The organism is Raoultibacter timonensis (assembly GCF_900240215.1).
Lineage (GTDB): Bacteria > Actinomycetota > Coriobacteriia > Coriobacteriales > Eggerthellaceae > Raoultibacter > Raoultibacter timonensis.
The window spans coordinates 151808-165779 of the sequence record NZ_LT964679.1; the positions used below are offsets into that span (position 1 = coordinate 151808).

14 protein-coding genes are annotated in these 13972 nt (G+C 61.5%); 3 read left to right on the forward strand and 11 right to left on the reverse strand.

Features of this window, described 5'->3' with window-relative positions:
• Positions 1 to 78 precede the first annotated feature (78 nt).
• The gene (locus C1722_RS00625; RefSeq protein ID WP_146040566.1) at positions 79 to 507 is read right to left on the reverse strand and encodes a VanZ family protein; all 429 of its coding nucleotides are present in this window, start codon (positions 505 to 507) and stop codon (positions 79 to 81) included.
• A gap of 201 nt (positions 508 to 708) precedes the next feature.
• Here C1722_RS00625 and C1722_RS00630 point away from each other — a divergent pair, with 201 nt between their 5' ends.
• On the forward strand, positions 709 to 2049 hold the full coding sequence (locus C1722_RS00630) for a dihydrolipoyl dehydrogenase family protein (RefSeq protein WP_102377547.1): 1341 nt from the start codon (positions 709 to 711) through the stop codon (positions 2047 to 2049).
• A gap of 134 nt (positions 2050 to 2183) precedes the next feature.
• Here the strand turns inward: C1722_RS00630 and C1722_RS00635 are convergent, their stop codons facing one another.
• From C1722_RS00635 to C1722_RS00655, 5 genes are all read right to left on the reverse strand, one after another.
• Positions 2184 to 3077 carry a DUF5996 family protein gene (locus C1722_RS00635; RefSeq protein WP_102377548.1) on the reverse strand — a complete coding sequence of 298 codons (894 nt, stop codon included), beginning with the start codon at positions 3075 to 3077 and terminating at the stop codon, positions 2184 to 2186.
• A gap of 9 nt (positions 3078 to 3086) precedes the next feature.
• Positions 3087 to 3743, reverse strand: coding sequence for an ABC transporter permease (locus C1722_RS00640; RefSeq protein WP_102377549.1), 657 nt, complete (start codon positions 3741 to 3743; stop codon positions 3087 to 3089).
• Entirely contained in the window at positions 3740 to 4504 is a 765-nt protein-coding gene (locus C1722_RS00645; protein WP_102377550.1) for an ABC transporter ATP-binding protein, read from the reverse strand. Before C1722_RS00645 ends, C1722_RS00640 begins: the two co-directional genes overlap by 4 nt.
• 97 nt (positions 4505 to 4601) lie before the next feature.
• Positions 4602 to 6164: a glycine betaine ABC transporter substrate-binding protein gene (locus C1722_RS00650; RefSeq protein ID WP_102377551.1), complete on the reverse strand. Its 1563-nt coding sequence runs from the start codon at positions 6162 to 6164 to the stop codon at positions 4602 to 4604.
• Positions 6165 to 6204: 40 nt separating this feature from the next.
• On the reverse strand, positions 6205 to 6825 hold the full coding sequence (locus tag C1722_RS00655; protein ID WP_102377552.1) for a hydrolase: 621 nt from the start codon (positions 6823 to 6825) through the stop codon (positions 6205 to 6207).
• A gap of 143 nt (positions 6826 to 6968) precedes the next feature.
• Here C1722_RS00655 and C1722_RS17710 point away from each other — a divergent pair, with 143 nt between their 5' ends.
• Positions 6969 to 7184, forward strand: coding sequence for a HigA family addiction module antitoxin (locus C1722_RS17710; protein ID WP_102377553.1), 216 nt, complete (start codon positions 6969 to 6971; stop codon positions 7182 to 7184).
• Between the two features lie 144 nt (positions 7185 to 7328).
• Here the strand turns inward: C1722_RS17710 and C1722_RS00665 are convergent, their stop codons facing one another.
• From C1722_RS00665 to C1722_RS00675, 3 genes are all read right to left on the reverse strand, one after another.
• Positions 7329 to 9116 carry an FAD-dependent oxidoreductase gene (locus C1722_RS00665; RefSeq protein ID WP_102377554.1) on the reverse strand — a complete coding sequence of 596 codons (1788 nt, stop codon included), beginning with the start codon at positions 9114 to 9116 and terminating at the stop codon, positions 7329 to 7331.
• 257 nt (positions 9117 to 9373) lie between these two features.
• A complete protein-coding gene (locus tag C1722_RS00670; protein WP_180994960.1) occupies positions 9374 to 10786 on the reverse strand; it encodes a helix-turn-helix transcriptional regulator in 1413 nt (470 codons plus the stop codon).
• Positions 10787 to 10979: 193 nt separating this feature from the next.
• A complete protein-coding gene (locus C1722_RS00675; RefSeq protein ID WP_102377556.1) occupies positions 10980 to 12458 on the reverse strand; it encodes a DUF2130 domain-containing protein in 1479 nt (492 codons plus the stop codon).
• Between the two features lie 240 nt (positions 12459 to 12698).
• On the opposite strand from C1722_RS00675, the gene C1722_RS16765 reads away from it, so the two are divergent.
• Positions 12699 to 12866, forward strand: coding sequence for a hypothetical protein (locus C1722_RS16765; RefSeq protein ID WP_180994961.1), 168 nt, complete (start codon positions 12699 to 12701; stop codon positions 12864 to 12866).
• 86 nt (positions 12867 to 12952) lie between these two features.
• Here C1722_RS16765 and thpR read toward each other — a convergent pair whose 3' ends face one another.
• Together thpR and C1722_RS00685 are read right to left on the reverse strand one after the other, a co-directional pair.
• Positions 12953 to 13492 (reverse strand): RNA 2',3'-cyclic phosphodiesterase, encoded by a 540-nt coding sequence (gene thpR, locus C1722_RS00680; protein WP_102377557.1) that lies wholly within the window; start codon positions 13490 to 13492, stop codon positions 12953 to 12955.
• 9 nt (positions 13493 to 13501) lie between these two features.
• On the reverse strand, positions 13502 to 13912 hold the full coding sequence (locus C1722_RS00685) for a peptide deformylase (RefSeq protein WP_102377558.1): 411 nt from the start codon (positions 13910 to 13912) through the stop codon (positions 13502 to 13504).
• Positions 13913 to 13972 lie beyond the last annotated feature (60 nt).

A 13972-nucleotide genomic window follows, 5' to 3' on the forward strand; every position in this document is an offset into this window, starting at 1 on the left:
TGCAGGCGCGCGAAGCAGGTTGCGGTGCCTTGCATCCGGTTTGGTTCGCCGGCGGGGTCGGGCGGCTTTTGCCGCCGTTCATCCCGCGGGGTGTTCCCATGCGGGACTGACGAACTCATCCACTTTCTTGATGAGCGGATACCCTGTGGCGGCGCCCACTACCGCTCCAACGGCGTTGGCGAGCCAATCACCCGGCGAAAGCGCATAGTCGAAGGCAAGGAAGGCAAGCGCCTCGTAAGCGACTCCGACGAGCCCTGCGAGAATAGCCGCCATAATGCACGCCGAGGCGAGCGGCATGTGCTGCCACAGTGCGTTGACGAGCACGATGCTCAGGACTGCGAATCCAAGAACGCTGCCAAGGGGCGAGGGAATGCCGAGGTTCGGCCCCGCGATGAGGACGACGCCCGTCCAGGCGAAAACCAGCACCCAGCGCATGACGGTAAGGGCTTTCGGCCTCTTGTTCGGCATCGGCGTGCTCATTGCTCTGTTCGACGAATCGTGTTCCATGCTGAAACCCTACCACGGGCTTTCGGCGGCATCGAGCGCAGCGCGCTCCTGTGCCCGTTTCGTTATGTAATCTAAACGCTTACGTTTCGGCAGCGATACCCGTCCGTGCATTGCGCCTACGCCTTTTTTCGCGCACCCTGAAACCATACATTGCGTTCGAATTCAAACGAGAGCGCACCGTGGCCTTCGAAGGAGCAGACGATGGAAAAATACGATGTTGTGGTAATCGGATCGGGGCCGGGCGGTGCTGCCGCGGCCTACGCGCTCAAAGACGGCGGTAAACGGGTCGCGCTCGTCGAGGACGATCTGTGGGGCGGCACCTGCCCCAACCGGGGGTGCGACCCGAAGAAGATGCTCGTAAGCGGCATGGAGGTGGTGGAGCGCAACAACCAGATGCTCGGAAGGGGGTTCTCCCTCATCGAATCGATCGACTGGCCCGAGCTCATGGCTTTCAAGCGCTCGTACACCGATCCGTTTCCCCGGTCGTTCAAAAAGGGCGTCGAGGCATACGGCATCGACGCCATCGAGGGATCGGCGCGCTTCGTCGGCGACAACCGCATCGAGGCGGGCGACGCTGTCATCGAGGCGGACGCATTCGTCATCGCAACGGGGCAGCGGCCGAGCATCCTCGGCATCGAGGGCAGCGAGCATCTCCTCACCAGTACCGATTTCCTCGACATGGACGAGCTGCCGAAACGCATGGCGTTCCTCGGTGCGGGCTACATAGCATTCGAGCTGGCGGCCATCGCGAGCGCGGCGGGCAGCGAAGTCACCATCGTCCACCACAACGACAGGCCCCTGAAGGGCTTCGACTCCGATCTGGTAGACAGTTTGGTCGAAGCGTACGAGGACAGGGGCATTTCGTTCGCGTTCGATGTGGACGTCGAAGCGATTGCGGAAGACGAACGGGGCTACCTGCTTCGAGGAAGGGGCTCGGGCGATCGGGAGTATGTCGAGCGGTTCGACTGCGTGGTAGGCGCGACGGGGCGCATCCCCAACGTCGAGGCGCTCGATCTGGAAAACGCCCATGTCAACTACGATGGACACGGCATAACGGTCGACGGCTTCCTTCAAACGTCGAACCCGGCGGTCTACGCGTGCGGCGACGTCGTCGCCAAGAAGGCCCCGAAGCTCACGCCGACCGCTTCGTTCGAAGGCGCCTACCTTGCGCGGCGCATCCTCGGGAGCGCAGCCGAGCCCTTGGCGTATCCGCCCATCGTCTCGATCGTGTACGGGAGCCCGAAGCTCGCCCAGGTCGGAGTGAGTCCAGCGGAGGCGGCCGAGCGCGACGGGTCGTACAAGCTCGATGAGATGGACCTTACGAACTGGTTCACGTACCGCCGCATCGGGGAGCCCGTCTCGAAGGTGAAGCTCGTGCACGAAGGCGATCGGCTCGTAGGCGCCAGCGCCCTGAGTTCGCAAGCCGATGCGCTGATCAACCATCTGGCGATACTGATCGACAACGCTATCGTGCATGAGGATTTCAATCGGATGATTCTCGGTTCGCCGACGCTTGCGAGCGATCTGCCCTCGCTCGTCTAGCGCGGCCGAACATAGCGAAGCGGTGCCCCGTTGCGGATCGGATCCGAGCGGGGCACCGCTCGTTTGCGCCTGATGACAAGCTTATGGGTGCGACATGCGGTGGTTTTGCCGCGCCGTCGTGCGACAGCGTCCTTTTACGCGAAGAGCGGTGCAGTGAACCACTCCTTCTTCTCCCAGTCGCCCCTGTTCGAAAGCGCGTGGAACGCCTCTTCGAAGAACTGCTTGATCTCGCCTTCGGGGTCGTTCGCGTCGAGCGCCCGTTCGAGCGGCAGGAAGTATTCTGCCTTCTCGGTGCTGTAGAAGCCGAGCGACGAGGGGCTGAGCGTATGCGAGAGGTCTTCCTCGACGAACGGGTAGGGCAGCACGAAGAAGCTCGGATTGTCTTCGGCCTCGTCGCCCGGCCAGAACCCGAACTCGATGAGTTCCTCGTCGAAGGCGACCTTTTCGATGATGCCCTCGCCCGGGAAGGGTGCCGGCTTGCCGCTGTACAGGACGCCGGTTACATCGAACGTTCCCCAGAACAGGTTCGGCAAAGCGGTTTTGCAGCGGAATCCCGAGAGGAAACCGAGGATGATTCGGTACGCGAACGCGAACATGCCAAAACCTTCGATAGCTTCGCCCGCATCATAGCGACGCGGTTCGGTGTTCTCATCGAAGGGCGTGGTGACGCTCATTTCTTGGGGCACGGGATTGATGCGGACATCCGCACCGATATCTTCGAACATGCGTTGGAAGTCGGCGTAGTACTCGGCGATGGATCGCCCGTCGCGCAGCCCGAAGGAGCTTTGCTTCCCGTTGGTGCTCGCAGCGGTTACGGTCGAGTCGAAGAGGTCGATCGTGACGGTGCACGCCGCACCCGAATACGGCACGAGGCCGGTGGTGAACCCCCGGGCAGTCAGCGGAAGGGTGACCTGCTGCCATTCGGGTTGCGCGGGCATTTCGGCGAGTTTGAACTTGCCGAGCATCTGCGAGACGAGGTGTATCGTTTGTGCGGTGCTCGCCCAGGATGAGTAGGTGGTTGCTTTCATGTCGTCTCCTTAATCGAAGGTTTTTTCTCGGTTGTCGGGCGCATCGGCCCCGGTGCGCTCCAGTCGCTTCTCCACCAGCTTCAGAAGGGCGTCGGCGATGATGGCGAGGCCTCCTGCGAGGATTGCGCCCCAGAGGATCTTGACGGTGTTCATAGTCCTCAGGCCGTCGAAGAGCAAGGTGCCGATGCCGCCCGCGTTGATGAGCGCGGCGATGGTGATGATGCCGATCGTCGAGACGGCGGAGAGCCGAATGCCGGTGAACAGGACCTTCTTGGCAAGCGGCAGCCTGATCTTGACGAGGATCTGCATCGTGCTCATGCCCATGCCGGTGGCGGCTTCGATGATGGCGGGGTCGACGCCTTCGAGTCCCGCGAGGAAGTTGCGCAGCAGAAGGTACTGGTTGTAGGTGACCAAGACGATGAGGGCCGTGGTGGTTCCCAGTCCCGTCAGCGGGATGAGCAGCACGAACAACGCCAGGCTCGGGATGGAGTAGATGATCGAGAAGAGGTAGGTGAGCACGCGCGCGAGCGTTTTCGAGTACATCGACGCGATCGTGAGAACCGCTGCGACGGCGAGCGATACGACAAGCGTTATCACGAGCAGCTCGAGATGCTGGAGCAGGGGAGTGAGCAGCTTGTCGGGATAGGAGATGAGGTAGTCGATCATTCGAGCTCCTCCCAAAACCGCTCCTGCTCGCGTGCCGATGCGATGAGCGATGCGGTGAAACCGTCTGCGGGTTTGAGCGCGATGTTGCGTGGGGTATCGAACTGGCGCACCCGTCCGCCGTCCATGACGATCACGCGATCTCCCAGCTTGAACGCCTCGTTGATGTCGTGGGTGACGAAGAGGAAGGTTTTGCGCAGGTCCTTGTGGAGGCGGAGGAGCTCGTCTTGAAGATTGGTGCGGGTGATCGCATCGATTGCGCCGAACGGCTCGTCGAGCAGCATGATCTTCGGATCGACGGCGAGCGCGCGGGCGAGTCCCACGCGCTGCTGCTGGCCTCCCGAAAGCTGCGAGGGGTAGCGCCCCCGGTATTCGCGCGGATCGAGCCCCACCACCTCGAGCAGCTCGTCGACGCGCTGCTCGATGACGGGTTTCTCCCATTTGAGGAGCTTCGGCACCGTAGCCACGTTGTCGGCGATCGTCATATGGGGAAAGAGGCCCACCTGCTGGATCACGTATCCGATGCGCCTTCTCACGACGACCTTGTCGACCGTCGAGATGTCCTCGCCGAACAGCATGATGGTGCCCTCGGTGGGCTCGTATAAGCGGTTGACCATCTTGAGGAGGGTGGTCTTCCCGCATCCCGACGTGCCGAGGATGGTGATGAACTCGCCTTCGTCGATCGAGAGGGAAACGGAGTTCACGGCCGGTGCGCTGGCATCGGGGAACCGCTTCGTCACGTCGATCATCTCAATGGCTTTCATAGTGGGGCATTCCTATCGTCTTCGTTCGGCAGAGCCCGCCTTGTTCGACGCGGCTCGCCTGGGTTCGGTGCTTCTCGTCGGCGTTCCTGCCGCAGCGCTACTTGATCGAGTCGTAGTACTCGCGAGCCACCTCGTCGTATTCGCGCTTATCGACGTCGACGGCGGCGTTTAAGGCCGTGACGTTCTCGGTGGTGAGGGTTGCGCTCACCTTGTTGAGTATGTCGGCGATCTCCGGGTTGGCGGCAAGGACGTCGTTGCGCACGATGGGCGCGAGGTTGTAGGGCGGCCACACCTGTAGGTCATCGACGAGCAGCGTGTACTCGTCGGTGTTCGTGAGCTGGCCTTCGGTGGTGTAGGCGGGCGAAACGTCGCCTTCGCCGCTTGAGAGCACGCTGTACTTGAGGCCGTTGTCGTACACTTTCGAGGATTTCCAGTCGAACGTTCCGTATGCGGCTTCGAGGGCCGGCAGGCCGTCTTCGCGCGCGTCGAACTCGCCTTGCGAGGCGAAGTTCAGCTCGCTTGCGTGTTTCTGCAGATCGGATATAGTCTTGATGCCGTACTGGTCAGCTACCGAGGTGCGGATGACGAGGCCTTGTCCGTCGTTCGCCTGCGAGTAATCGAGCCAGGTGATGTCGAACCGCTTGTCGTACTCGTCCTTGACGGTTTCGTACACCTCTTCGGGGTCGGTGATCATATCCATGTTGAGCACCGAGAGCAGGCCGGTTCCGGTGTATTCGGGATAGAGGTCGATCTCGTTGCTCGTGATGGTGGTGTGGATGACCGAGCTCGCCACGGCGGGAACGCGCTCGACGGTATAGCCCGCATCTTCGAGCGCGATCGCGTAGATCTCGCTTACGACGATGTTCTCGGTGAAGTCCTTCGAGCCTACGCGAACGGTCGCCTTGCCGTCGTCGTTCGAGCCGCCGGCGCTGCCGCATGCGACGAGCGTTACCGCAAGACCTACCACGGCGAGGCAGGCAACAACCTGTTTCAGGGGTTTCATTCCAGAACCTTCTTTCCTTCTTGTGTGTCGGTGCGTTCCCAATACGTATTCCAGCAGATCGAAGAGCAGGCTTACGGCGAGCGAGATGAGTGCAACCGATACCCCGCCCACGATGACGAGGTCCATGCGGTTCAAGCCGAGGCCCGTGAATATGAGCTCGCCCAAGCCGCCTGCGCCGATCTTCGCGGCAAGCGTGGCACTCGCGATGATCTCGATCGCGGCGGTTTTCATGCCGGCGAGGATGAGCGGGGTGGCCAGCGGGAAGCGAACCTTGAACAGCAGCTGCCGATCGGTCATGCCGAGGCCGAGGCCCGTCTCCACGATTGCGGGATCGACCTGCGCAAGGCCCGCCGTCGTGTTCATGAGGATGGCGGGCACGGCGAGCAGGACAAGCGCGATCGATGCGGGCAGCACGCCCGTTCCCATGATGGGGATGAACAGGAGCAGGATCGCGAGGCTCGGTATGACGCGCAGGACTTGGAAGAATGCTAGCAGGGGCTTGCCGCCGCGCTGGTGCTTCCAGCAAAGGTAGCCGCACGGCACGCCGATAACGACCGCGATGGCGAACGCGATGGAGCTGATTTCGATATGCTGCAGAAAAGCCTGCTGTAATTCGGATCCGTTGGTGCTCAGGTATGCGAGAATCTTTTCACCCATAAGAACTGCTGTCGCCTATCTGTTGGTGGCCGGGCGCGTTCTACATGCCCACGAAGGCACGGGCTTCGAACATGAGGTCGCTGAACTCCCTGACCGTCTCGTCGCGAGCCCAGTCGCGTTGCAGCTCGCAGATCATCTGGGGGATCGTGATCAGCTGCGCGCCTTGCTGCTCGATGCGGCGCAGCGCCGTTTCGTGGGCGAGCAGGCTCGTGCCGCCGACGGCGTCGACGACGGGATACACCTCGTAGCCCTCGCGCATGGCATCGAGCGCGGGGAAGGCGAGGCAGACCTCGGTCCACAGCGCGCACATGATGAGCTTCTTTCTGCCGGTGCGCTCGACGGCGGCAACGAACGCGGGGTCTTCCCAGGAGTTCATGGTCGTGCGATCGATCGATTCGACGTCGCTCAGAACCTCGCGCAAAGGCGGAATCGTGTCCTGGTTGCGCGTGGTTGCAACGTTCACCGTGGTGAGGACGACGGGCAGGTCGAAGGTCTTGGCGGTGCGGGCGACGAGCACGATGTTGTTGATGATGTCGCTTGCGCGGGCGGAGCCTACCGAGTGAATTTGGGTGGGCTGGTAATCGATGACGATAAGCGCTGAGTTTTCGGGGGTGAGCAGATGATCGGTCTGCGGGTTACGCGGTTTTGCGGCGGTGCTCATAATGGCGTTCCTTCCAATTGGGAGCCAAAGGATATCTTTTACAAGGATTGTAGTTCGCACCTGCCGCTTTCGGGCGAAGCGTTGCCTGTGTCGCCGTCTTGTTACCGCGCCGTTAGGATGCGCGGCGGGTTTGTCCCGCAGGCGTGCAGCAAACGGGTGGACCGGCTCGGCGCATCGGGCAGATCGTTGCGGGAAAGCGGTCGATAACCGCAGATACCGATCTGCGGTTGTGCAAGTTCTTCGGGCTGTCGAATGGATACTGGCTGCGCGCGCAGGCGGCATACGATATGGAGACGACGTCCCGCCAGATCGCCGACGAGCTTGCTTTAATTCAGCCGTGGGACAAAACGCCAGCATAGGGTTTTCGATTGCGTGGTTGCCGGCCGAACACGGTTACGGCAAACCGCCGGAGCGGCCTGGAAGGATGGGCCGCCCCGGCGATGCGGGGAATCAGTGCGTTGTGCTAGATTGGGTACGGTGATCCTAAAACGGACTCGTCCCTGTTAAGCTAGGGGTTCGGAAGCGATGTTCTTGCCGGCCACGTAGCCGTAGTACATAGCCATGGAATGGCTGATGCCCGGCATCTTGAACGGGTACTTCACGGCGAAGCGGTCGCCCTGTATGTTGCCTACGGCGTACAGGCCGGGGATGGGCTTGATGTCCTTGTTGTACACGCGGCACTCCTCGTCGGAACGCAGGCCCCCCATGGTGGTGAGGCAGAAGCCGAGGCCAGTGCGCTGAGCGTAGAAGGGGCCGTCCTGCACGGGCCACAGGTACTTCTCGGACTTGCGAAAATCGTCGTCGTAGCCGTTAGCGCACATCTCGTTGTAGCGCTCGATGCTCGCAAGGGCGCTTTCCGCATCCATGCCGGGGATGGATGCGAGCAGCTCTTCGATGGTGTCGGCCTTGAAGACGGTCTCGCCGTCCACGCGCTCCTCCATTTGAGCCAAGGTCCACGGTCCGCGGCCGAGTACGCGCCCCTTCACCGGGTCGAAGGATTGAGGTGCTTGCTCGTCGAGATGCGAGTCGAAGATGAGGAAGCACTTGCCCTGGGGCTGCGATTCCAACGCCACCTCCACATCGGTACAGTCTATCTCTTCGTTCATGAAACGCTCGCCGTTGTAGTTCAGGTGCAGATGGGGCGTGGTCATGCCCACGAGGCTCATGTCCGCCGTGTCGGCGTGGCCACCCATGACGTGGCACATGGGCGCCATGTTCAGGCTGAAGTCGGCACCGGCCCACGCACCCAGGCGGTAGCCGTCGCCCGTATTGGTGAGGTTGCCTTCCGCGTCGTAGTTGGGCCATGGATTGAGGTTGCCCACCTTTACCACGGTCGGGTAGAACTTAGCCATGATCCCCTCGTCGCTTTCGCATCCGCCGGTGGCTAGGATAACGCCGTTGCGACTGGTGATCTTCTTGTACTGGCCGGTCTCGGCGTTGCGGACGTAGACGCCGCGCACGGTGCCGTCCTCGTCGGTGATGAGCTGCTCGGCGAAGTGGCCGTAGAGGGCCTGGCCTCCGGCGTCGATTGCGCGTTGGGCGTTCTCGTTCACCACATGCTCGTGGTCGGTGAAGTAAATGCGCACGGGGTAGAACGCCTTGTTCTCGGTCCAGTCGGCATCGCGATAGCTCATCGACGAAACGGCGTAGGGGTGCTCGAGGCTCTTCTGGAGGTACTGCCCGTTGATGGCGTCGGCTTCCTCGGGGGAGGAAGGGTAGTAGATGTCCGGATCGCCTGCGGCCCACCAGTCGAACACCTCTGATTCGTTCTGCATGAACTTGCGCACGATGCGGTAGTTGGAGTATCCGCCCGAGTTGCCCCATTCCTCCTGGGCGAGCTCGTCGATGTCGAGCTCTGGAAGGCCCAGACGCTCGTTGAGGGACCCGTTGACGTAGCAGTAGTTGTCGGAGCGACACTGCGGCGCAGTGCCCTTTTCCACGGCGATGACGCTGAGTCCCTCCTCTGCGGCGGAGCGGAAGGCGGCAACGCCCGAAACGCCCAGGCCGACGATGACGGCGTCGGCTTCAAGCGTCTCTTCTATCCGGTCTTCGGCGATGGCTTCGGGTGCGTCGGGCCAGGGGTATTCCGAAGTGCCCGATGCCGAAGTGCCGGTGTTCTCTGGTGCAGCTTCGGAGCTGCTCGCGGTGCTTTGGGGCGCGCAGCCTCCGAGGGCGGTCACGGCGCCGCCGAGGCCCAGAAGGGCGGTTCCCGTGAGGAACGCGCGGCGCGATAGCCCGCGGGCCCTGTTTTCTGTTGTAAAGGCTTCCTGCTCTGTTTTCGGTGTCTGCATAGTGCCGATCCCCTTTCTTGAGTTGCGATCAAAGCGGCGTACAGGGTGCCGTGTCATCCCGCCGACTCGTCGGCCGCAGACGATGCTTTCGCGCCAACGGCCGGGGTGCAGCGGGTGCAAGGCGTGGGCGCAGTATGGCTCCTGCGGCGAAAGGGCACTATCGCTCAGGGGGTATGAAAGCGGTGTTCCTTGTCACCCGAAAACGGATGACAAGGAAGAAACACCAGATCAACTAAATGAAAAAAAGAACCGTGCGGTCATTGCCAGAAGAGGTCGATGAGCTGGTCGCGGGAGTGGACGCCGGTCTTCTCGTAGATGCGCCGAATATGGGTTTTCACGGTGTTGCTGGAAATGAACAGCTTTTCGGCGATATAGGGTGCCGACCGCTTCTCGAGAAGCAGCACGAGGATTTCGGTTTCGCGTTCGGACAGGCCGTAGATGGCGGCGAGCTCCCGTTCCCGACGATGGGCCTCGCTGTCCTCGCGCTGGGGGCGCCTGCGCAGCAGCGAGAAGGCGACGACCGTCAGGAAGACGATGCGCAGCGAGATGCTGATGGATTGGGCCAGGGCGTCTTCCAAGTACGGGTACAGGCTCATGACGAGGAGCGCGAAGCCGAGTACGATAACGTTGACGAGGCTGGCGGCCAAGGGGAGGACGGCGCGCGAACACGATTCCCTTGAAAAAGCCGTGAGGAATATGGCACCGATGGCCGCGTCGCAGAACCCGAGCACCGGGTTGAAGCTCGCCGACGGGCCCAATGTGTCCAGGCCGCTCGTCTGCAGGAGCCATGCAACAACGAGGATCGATATGCAGGCCAGCGAGCCGACTTTGCACAGGATGTCGCCTGCGGATGCTGCGGCGGCGGTTCTTCCCCTGGCTGCGATGATGCCGATGGCGAGGAGCAGCGCTCCCGCCAGCAGCGATCCGAGGGTGCTTGCGATGGAGACGCCCTCGCCGGCGTCGCTTCGAATGACAAGGGATTCGCTGTTGGCACCCCACATGCAACCGATCGTGAATACGCAGAGCAGCAAGCATCCGATGTTGATCCAGCTGTGTTGGAAGAATTCCCCGAGATCGTGCTTGGGCGCGGGCGCCGAGGCCTCGCCGAGAGGGGTTTTAACTGGACGTATGGAACCGACGAGAAGGAGCGCCACCATCGCGTACAGGGCGAACCAGACAGCGGTGCCCAGATGGCTGGGAAAGGCCGATACCAGGACCAGCTTCATGAGGGCGGCAAGGAAAAGCCCCGCACCGGCTACGAGCAGGGCCTGGGCGCGCGAAAAGCAGTGGAGTTCCGCCTCGATGCAAACAAGGGCGAAACCGAAGCCGACGCCCAAGAGGATGCCGGCTGCCACGGCGGCTACAGCGACGCCTTCCCCGCACAGGGCGATGGGAACGGCGGCGACGCTGGCAGCGAGGAACCCCGCACAGAAGTTGCGGCGCAGCGCGAAACCGAGTGCGGCTGAAATCGTCAGAAGGACAGACGTTGCGAGCGCCGAGGCCAGGGCGGAGCGAAACACCGTCCAGAACGTACTTGCGAGCTGGGAGGTGGAGGCGACGAGCCGGCTGAGGTCCGCGAAGATGAGCAAGAGGAGGAATAGGGACGCTACTGCAAGAACCGTCATGCCGCCGCGCACTGCGGGCAGACCTTGCCCTTTGCGGATGTTCACGAACCCAAAGCCTCCCTCTTTGATCCGAAAGTGCCTCATTATATCACAGGGCAGTGCGGAGCCGGGAGCTTCCGCCTCCGCACTGCCCTGTGATCGCTTCCGTCGCGGTCTGGCTGCCACGATCTGGGAGGAAGCCAGGTGAAAGCCGAAGCCCGAGCGGGTTTCGCGAGAGCAATACCTTGGGCGGCCGATCTCAGTTTGGCGTTTCGGAACCCTCGCTGCTCGCTTCGCCGAGGCGCCTGCCCTGTTCGAGCTCCTCGAACTTCGCCTTCATGGTGGGGTTGTTGCGCGTAAGCTTCTTGATGGTGAGGTTTTCGGCTTTGTCGTTCGCGAGGCGCAGGTTCCTGTCGGAGGACAGAAGCGCGTCCTTCGTTTTCTGCAGGTGGTCGATCGTCTTGTCGATCTCGTCGATCGCGGTTTGGAACTTGCGGCTTGCCAGCTCGTAGTTGCGCGCAAATCCCGTTTTGAAATCGTTCATCTGCTCTTCGAAGTTGGTGATGTCGATGTTCTGGCTGCGCAGCGTCTGCAGCTGCGCCTTGTACTCGAGCGAGTTCATGCCCGCATCGCGCAGGAGCGTGATCATGGGGATGAAGAATTGGGGCCGGATGACGTACATCTTCGGATAGCGGTAGCTCACATCGACGATGCCGGTGTTGTACAATTCGCTTTCGGGTTCGAGCAGCGAAACGAGGATGGCGTATTCGCATCCCTTGGTCGTGCGGTCCTTGTCGAGCTTCTTGAGGAAATCCTCGTTCTTGTGCTTGGTGACGGTCTCGTCGTTCTCGTTCTTCATCTCGAACATGATGGAGACGATCTCGTTGCCGTTCTCGTCACACTCGCGGAAGATGTAATCGCCCTTGCTGCCCGAGCTGGCATCGTTGTCCTTCTCGAACTGAGCTGCCCTGAAAGCGGTTGCGCGCAGCTTGTTGAATTCGGTCTCGCAGTGCTGTTCGAGGGTTTCGCCGACCATCTTGGTGGAGAGCTTCGCCTTCATGTCGCGCAAACGCTCGATCTCCTGATCCTTGAAGCGGATGATCTCCTGCTTCGATTGCAGTTCGCTGTGCATCTTCTCTTTGTACGACGCCTCGATCTGCGCCTTCTCGCTTTCCTTGAGCTTCACCTCGTTGGCGAGCGCATCGCGTTCCCGTTCGGCTTTCGAGACGGCCTCCTGGACGGCGAGCTGCTTCTGCGTCTCGAACGCGGCAACCTGCGCCTGCAGCGCATCGCGTTCTTTTTCGACGCTCGCAAGCGCTTCCTGTACCGCGAGCTGCTTTTGGGTTTCGAATGCATCGAGCGCTGCCTGCAAGGCGTCGCGCTCCTTCTCGAGCTTGGCGGCGGTCTCTTGTACAGCGAGCGTCTTCTCGTTGCCGAAAGCCTGTATCTGCGATTTCAGGCTTTCGATCTCGGAATCCTTTTGGCTGAGGGCCTCCTGCACCTGCAGGTTCAGCTTGGATATCTCGGCATCCTTCTGCCCGAGCTCCCTCTGGTTCTGGGCGGCGAGCTTTTCTTGGGCAAGCTGCACCGCCTGCTCCTTCTCGCGCTGCATCGCCTGCTCGCGCTCGCGGATGGCCTCGTCGAACTCGTGGTTGCGTACCTGCTGCACGATCGCGGCGTAGCCGGATTCGTCGACGGTGAAAACCTGTCCGCAATGCGGGCACCTGATCTCGTTCATGCAAGGCCTTCTTTCGCTCTGCTCGGGTAGCTCGTGTTGGTTGGTATTGTAAACGAGGTTGTACGGGTGCGTGTACCGAATTGGGGGCAGGTCCCGCTTCTTGCGGGCGGTGTGACGGCGTTTTTCGAGCGAAGCCCCATGCCTCCTTCGCGGTATAGGTGTCCTTATATTGGTACATGTGCTGTGTCGATGTGCGGTATCGTGCGGTGCATAGAAACAAAACGACGAACGGCGGGCGCTATGGAAAAGGAATACGGAAAGCTGGTTGAGGAGCTGCGTCGGGAACGGGCGCTTCTGGTTCGGTTCGAGGAGCTCGAGCGCAAGCGAGAAGCCGAGGCGATGGCGAGCATCGAGGGCAAGGCGAACGCGGTTATCGAGCTGCTGGTTGCCTATCGGCGTCCTGCTTGAGGCGGAGATTTGCGAGACGCTGCTTCTTCGATTGCTAAAACGGTATGTGCGGGCGGTTGGCTGAAGCCGTCCGTGAATCGCGCCGATCAGCTGGGTTTCGCATCGAGGCGGGCGGTGTACAGGGGCTTGTAGGTTGCGCCGTCCCGTGCAAGCGTGCTCTTGAAAAGCGTGACCGCAGAGGCCTCGTCGTTTAGGGGAAAGGCGAGGGTCGGAAGATCGGTTCGGGGGATACGCACGCGACGTGCGAGGGTGATGTGGGGCTTGAACGGCTTGTCGTCGTAATCGACCCCTCGGGCGCCGAGCTCCTCGCGCACGGTTTCGGCGAGGCGCATGAGATCGGGCGTTGCGGCGATGCCGAGCCAAAGCGTCGCGTTGCTTGCACGACCGAATTTCCCGAGGCCATCGCTTCGCAGGGGGATGGCTGCGGCGTTTGTGCAAGCTGCTTCGATGGCCTCGATGGCGGATGCGATGCCTGCTTCGGTCGCTTCGCCGAGAAAGGCGAGGGTGAGATGGTAGGTTTCTGCTGCAAGAAAGCGCCCTTCGACAGCATACTTCAGCTGCCGCGAGAGCGCAGCGATATCCGAGGCGAATGCCTGCGGAAGCTCGAGTGCGACGAATGCTCTCACGGCGACCCCTTAGATGACGATCCCGTTTGTGTGGTCGATCTCGTGCTGGATGATCTGCGCGGTCCAGCCCGTGTACGTTTTCGTTCTCTCGTGAAAATCGGCGTCCTCATAGCACACCTTGATGGTGCGGTAGCGCGTGCTGGGGCGGCGTCCGATAAGCGAGAGGCATCCCTCTTCGGCGTCGTAAGCGCCTGCGCTGCTGACGATTTCGGGATTGTACATGATGCGATGGGTTCCCTCGTCATCGAAGACGATGATGCGCTTGGGCACGCCGATCATGTTCGCGGCCATGCCCACGCACTCGTGAGCATACGCGGCAAGCGTGTCGAGCAGGTCCTGGGCCGTTTGAGCGTCTGCGGCGGTCGCAGGTTCCGATGGGCGGGCGAGGAATATCTCGTTGGTCATGATGGGCTTGATCATGGGTGCTCCGGTTCTTGTGGGGCTTGGGACTAAGATTCGTATTGCATAAAGGCATTTGCG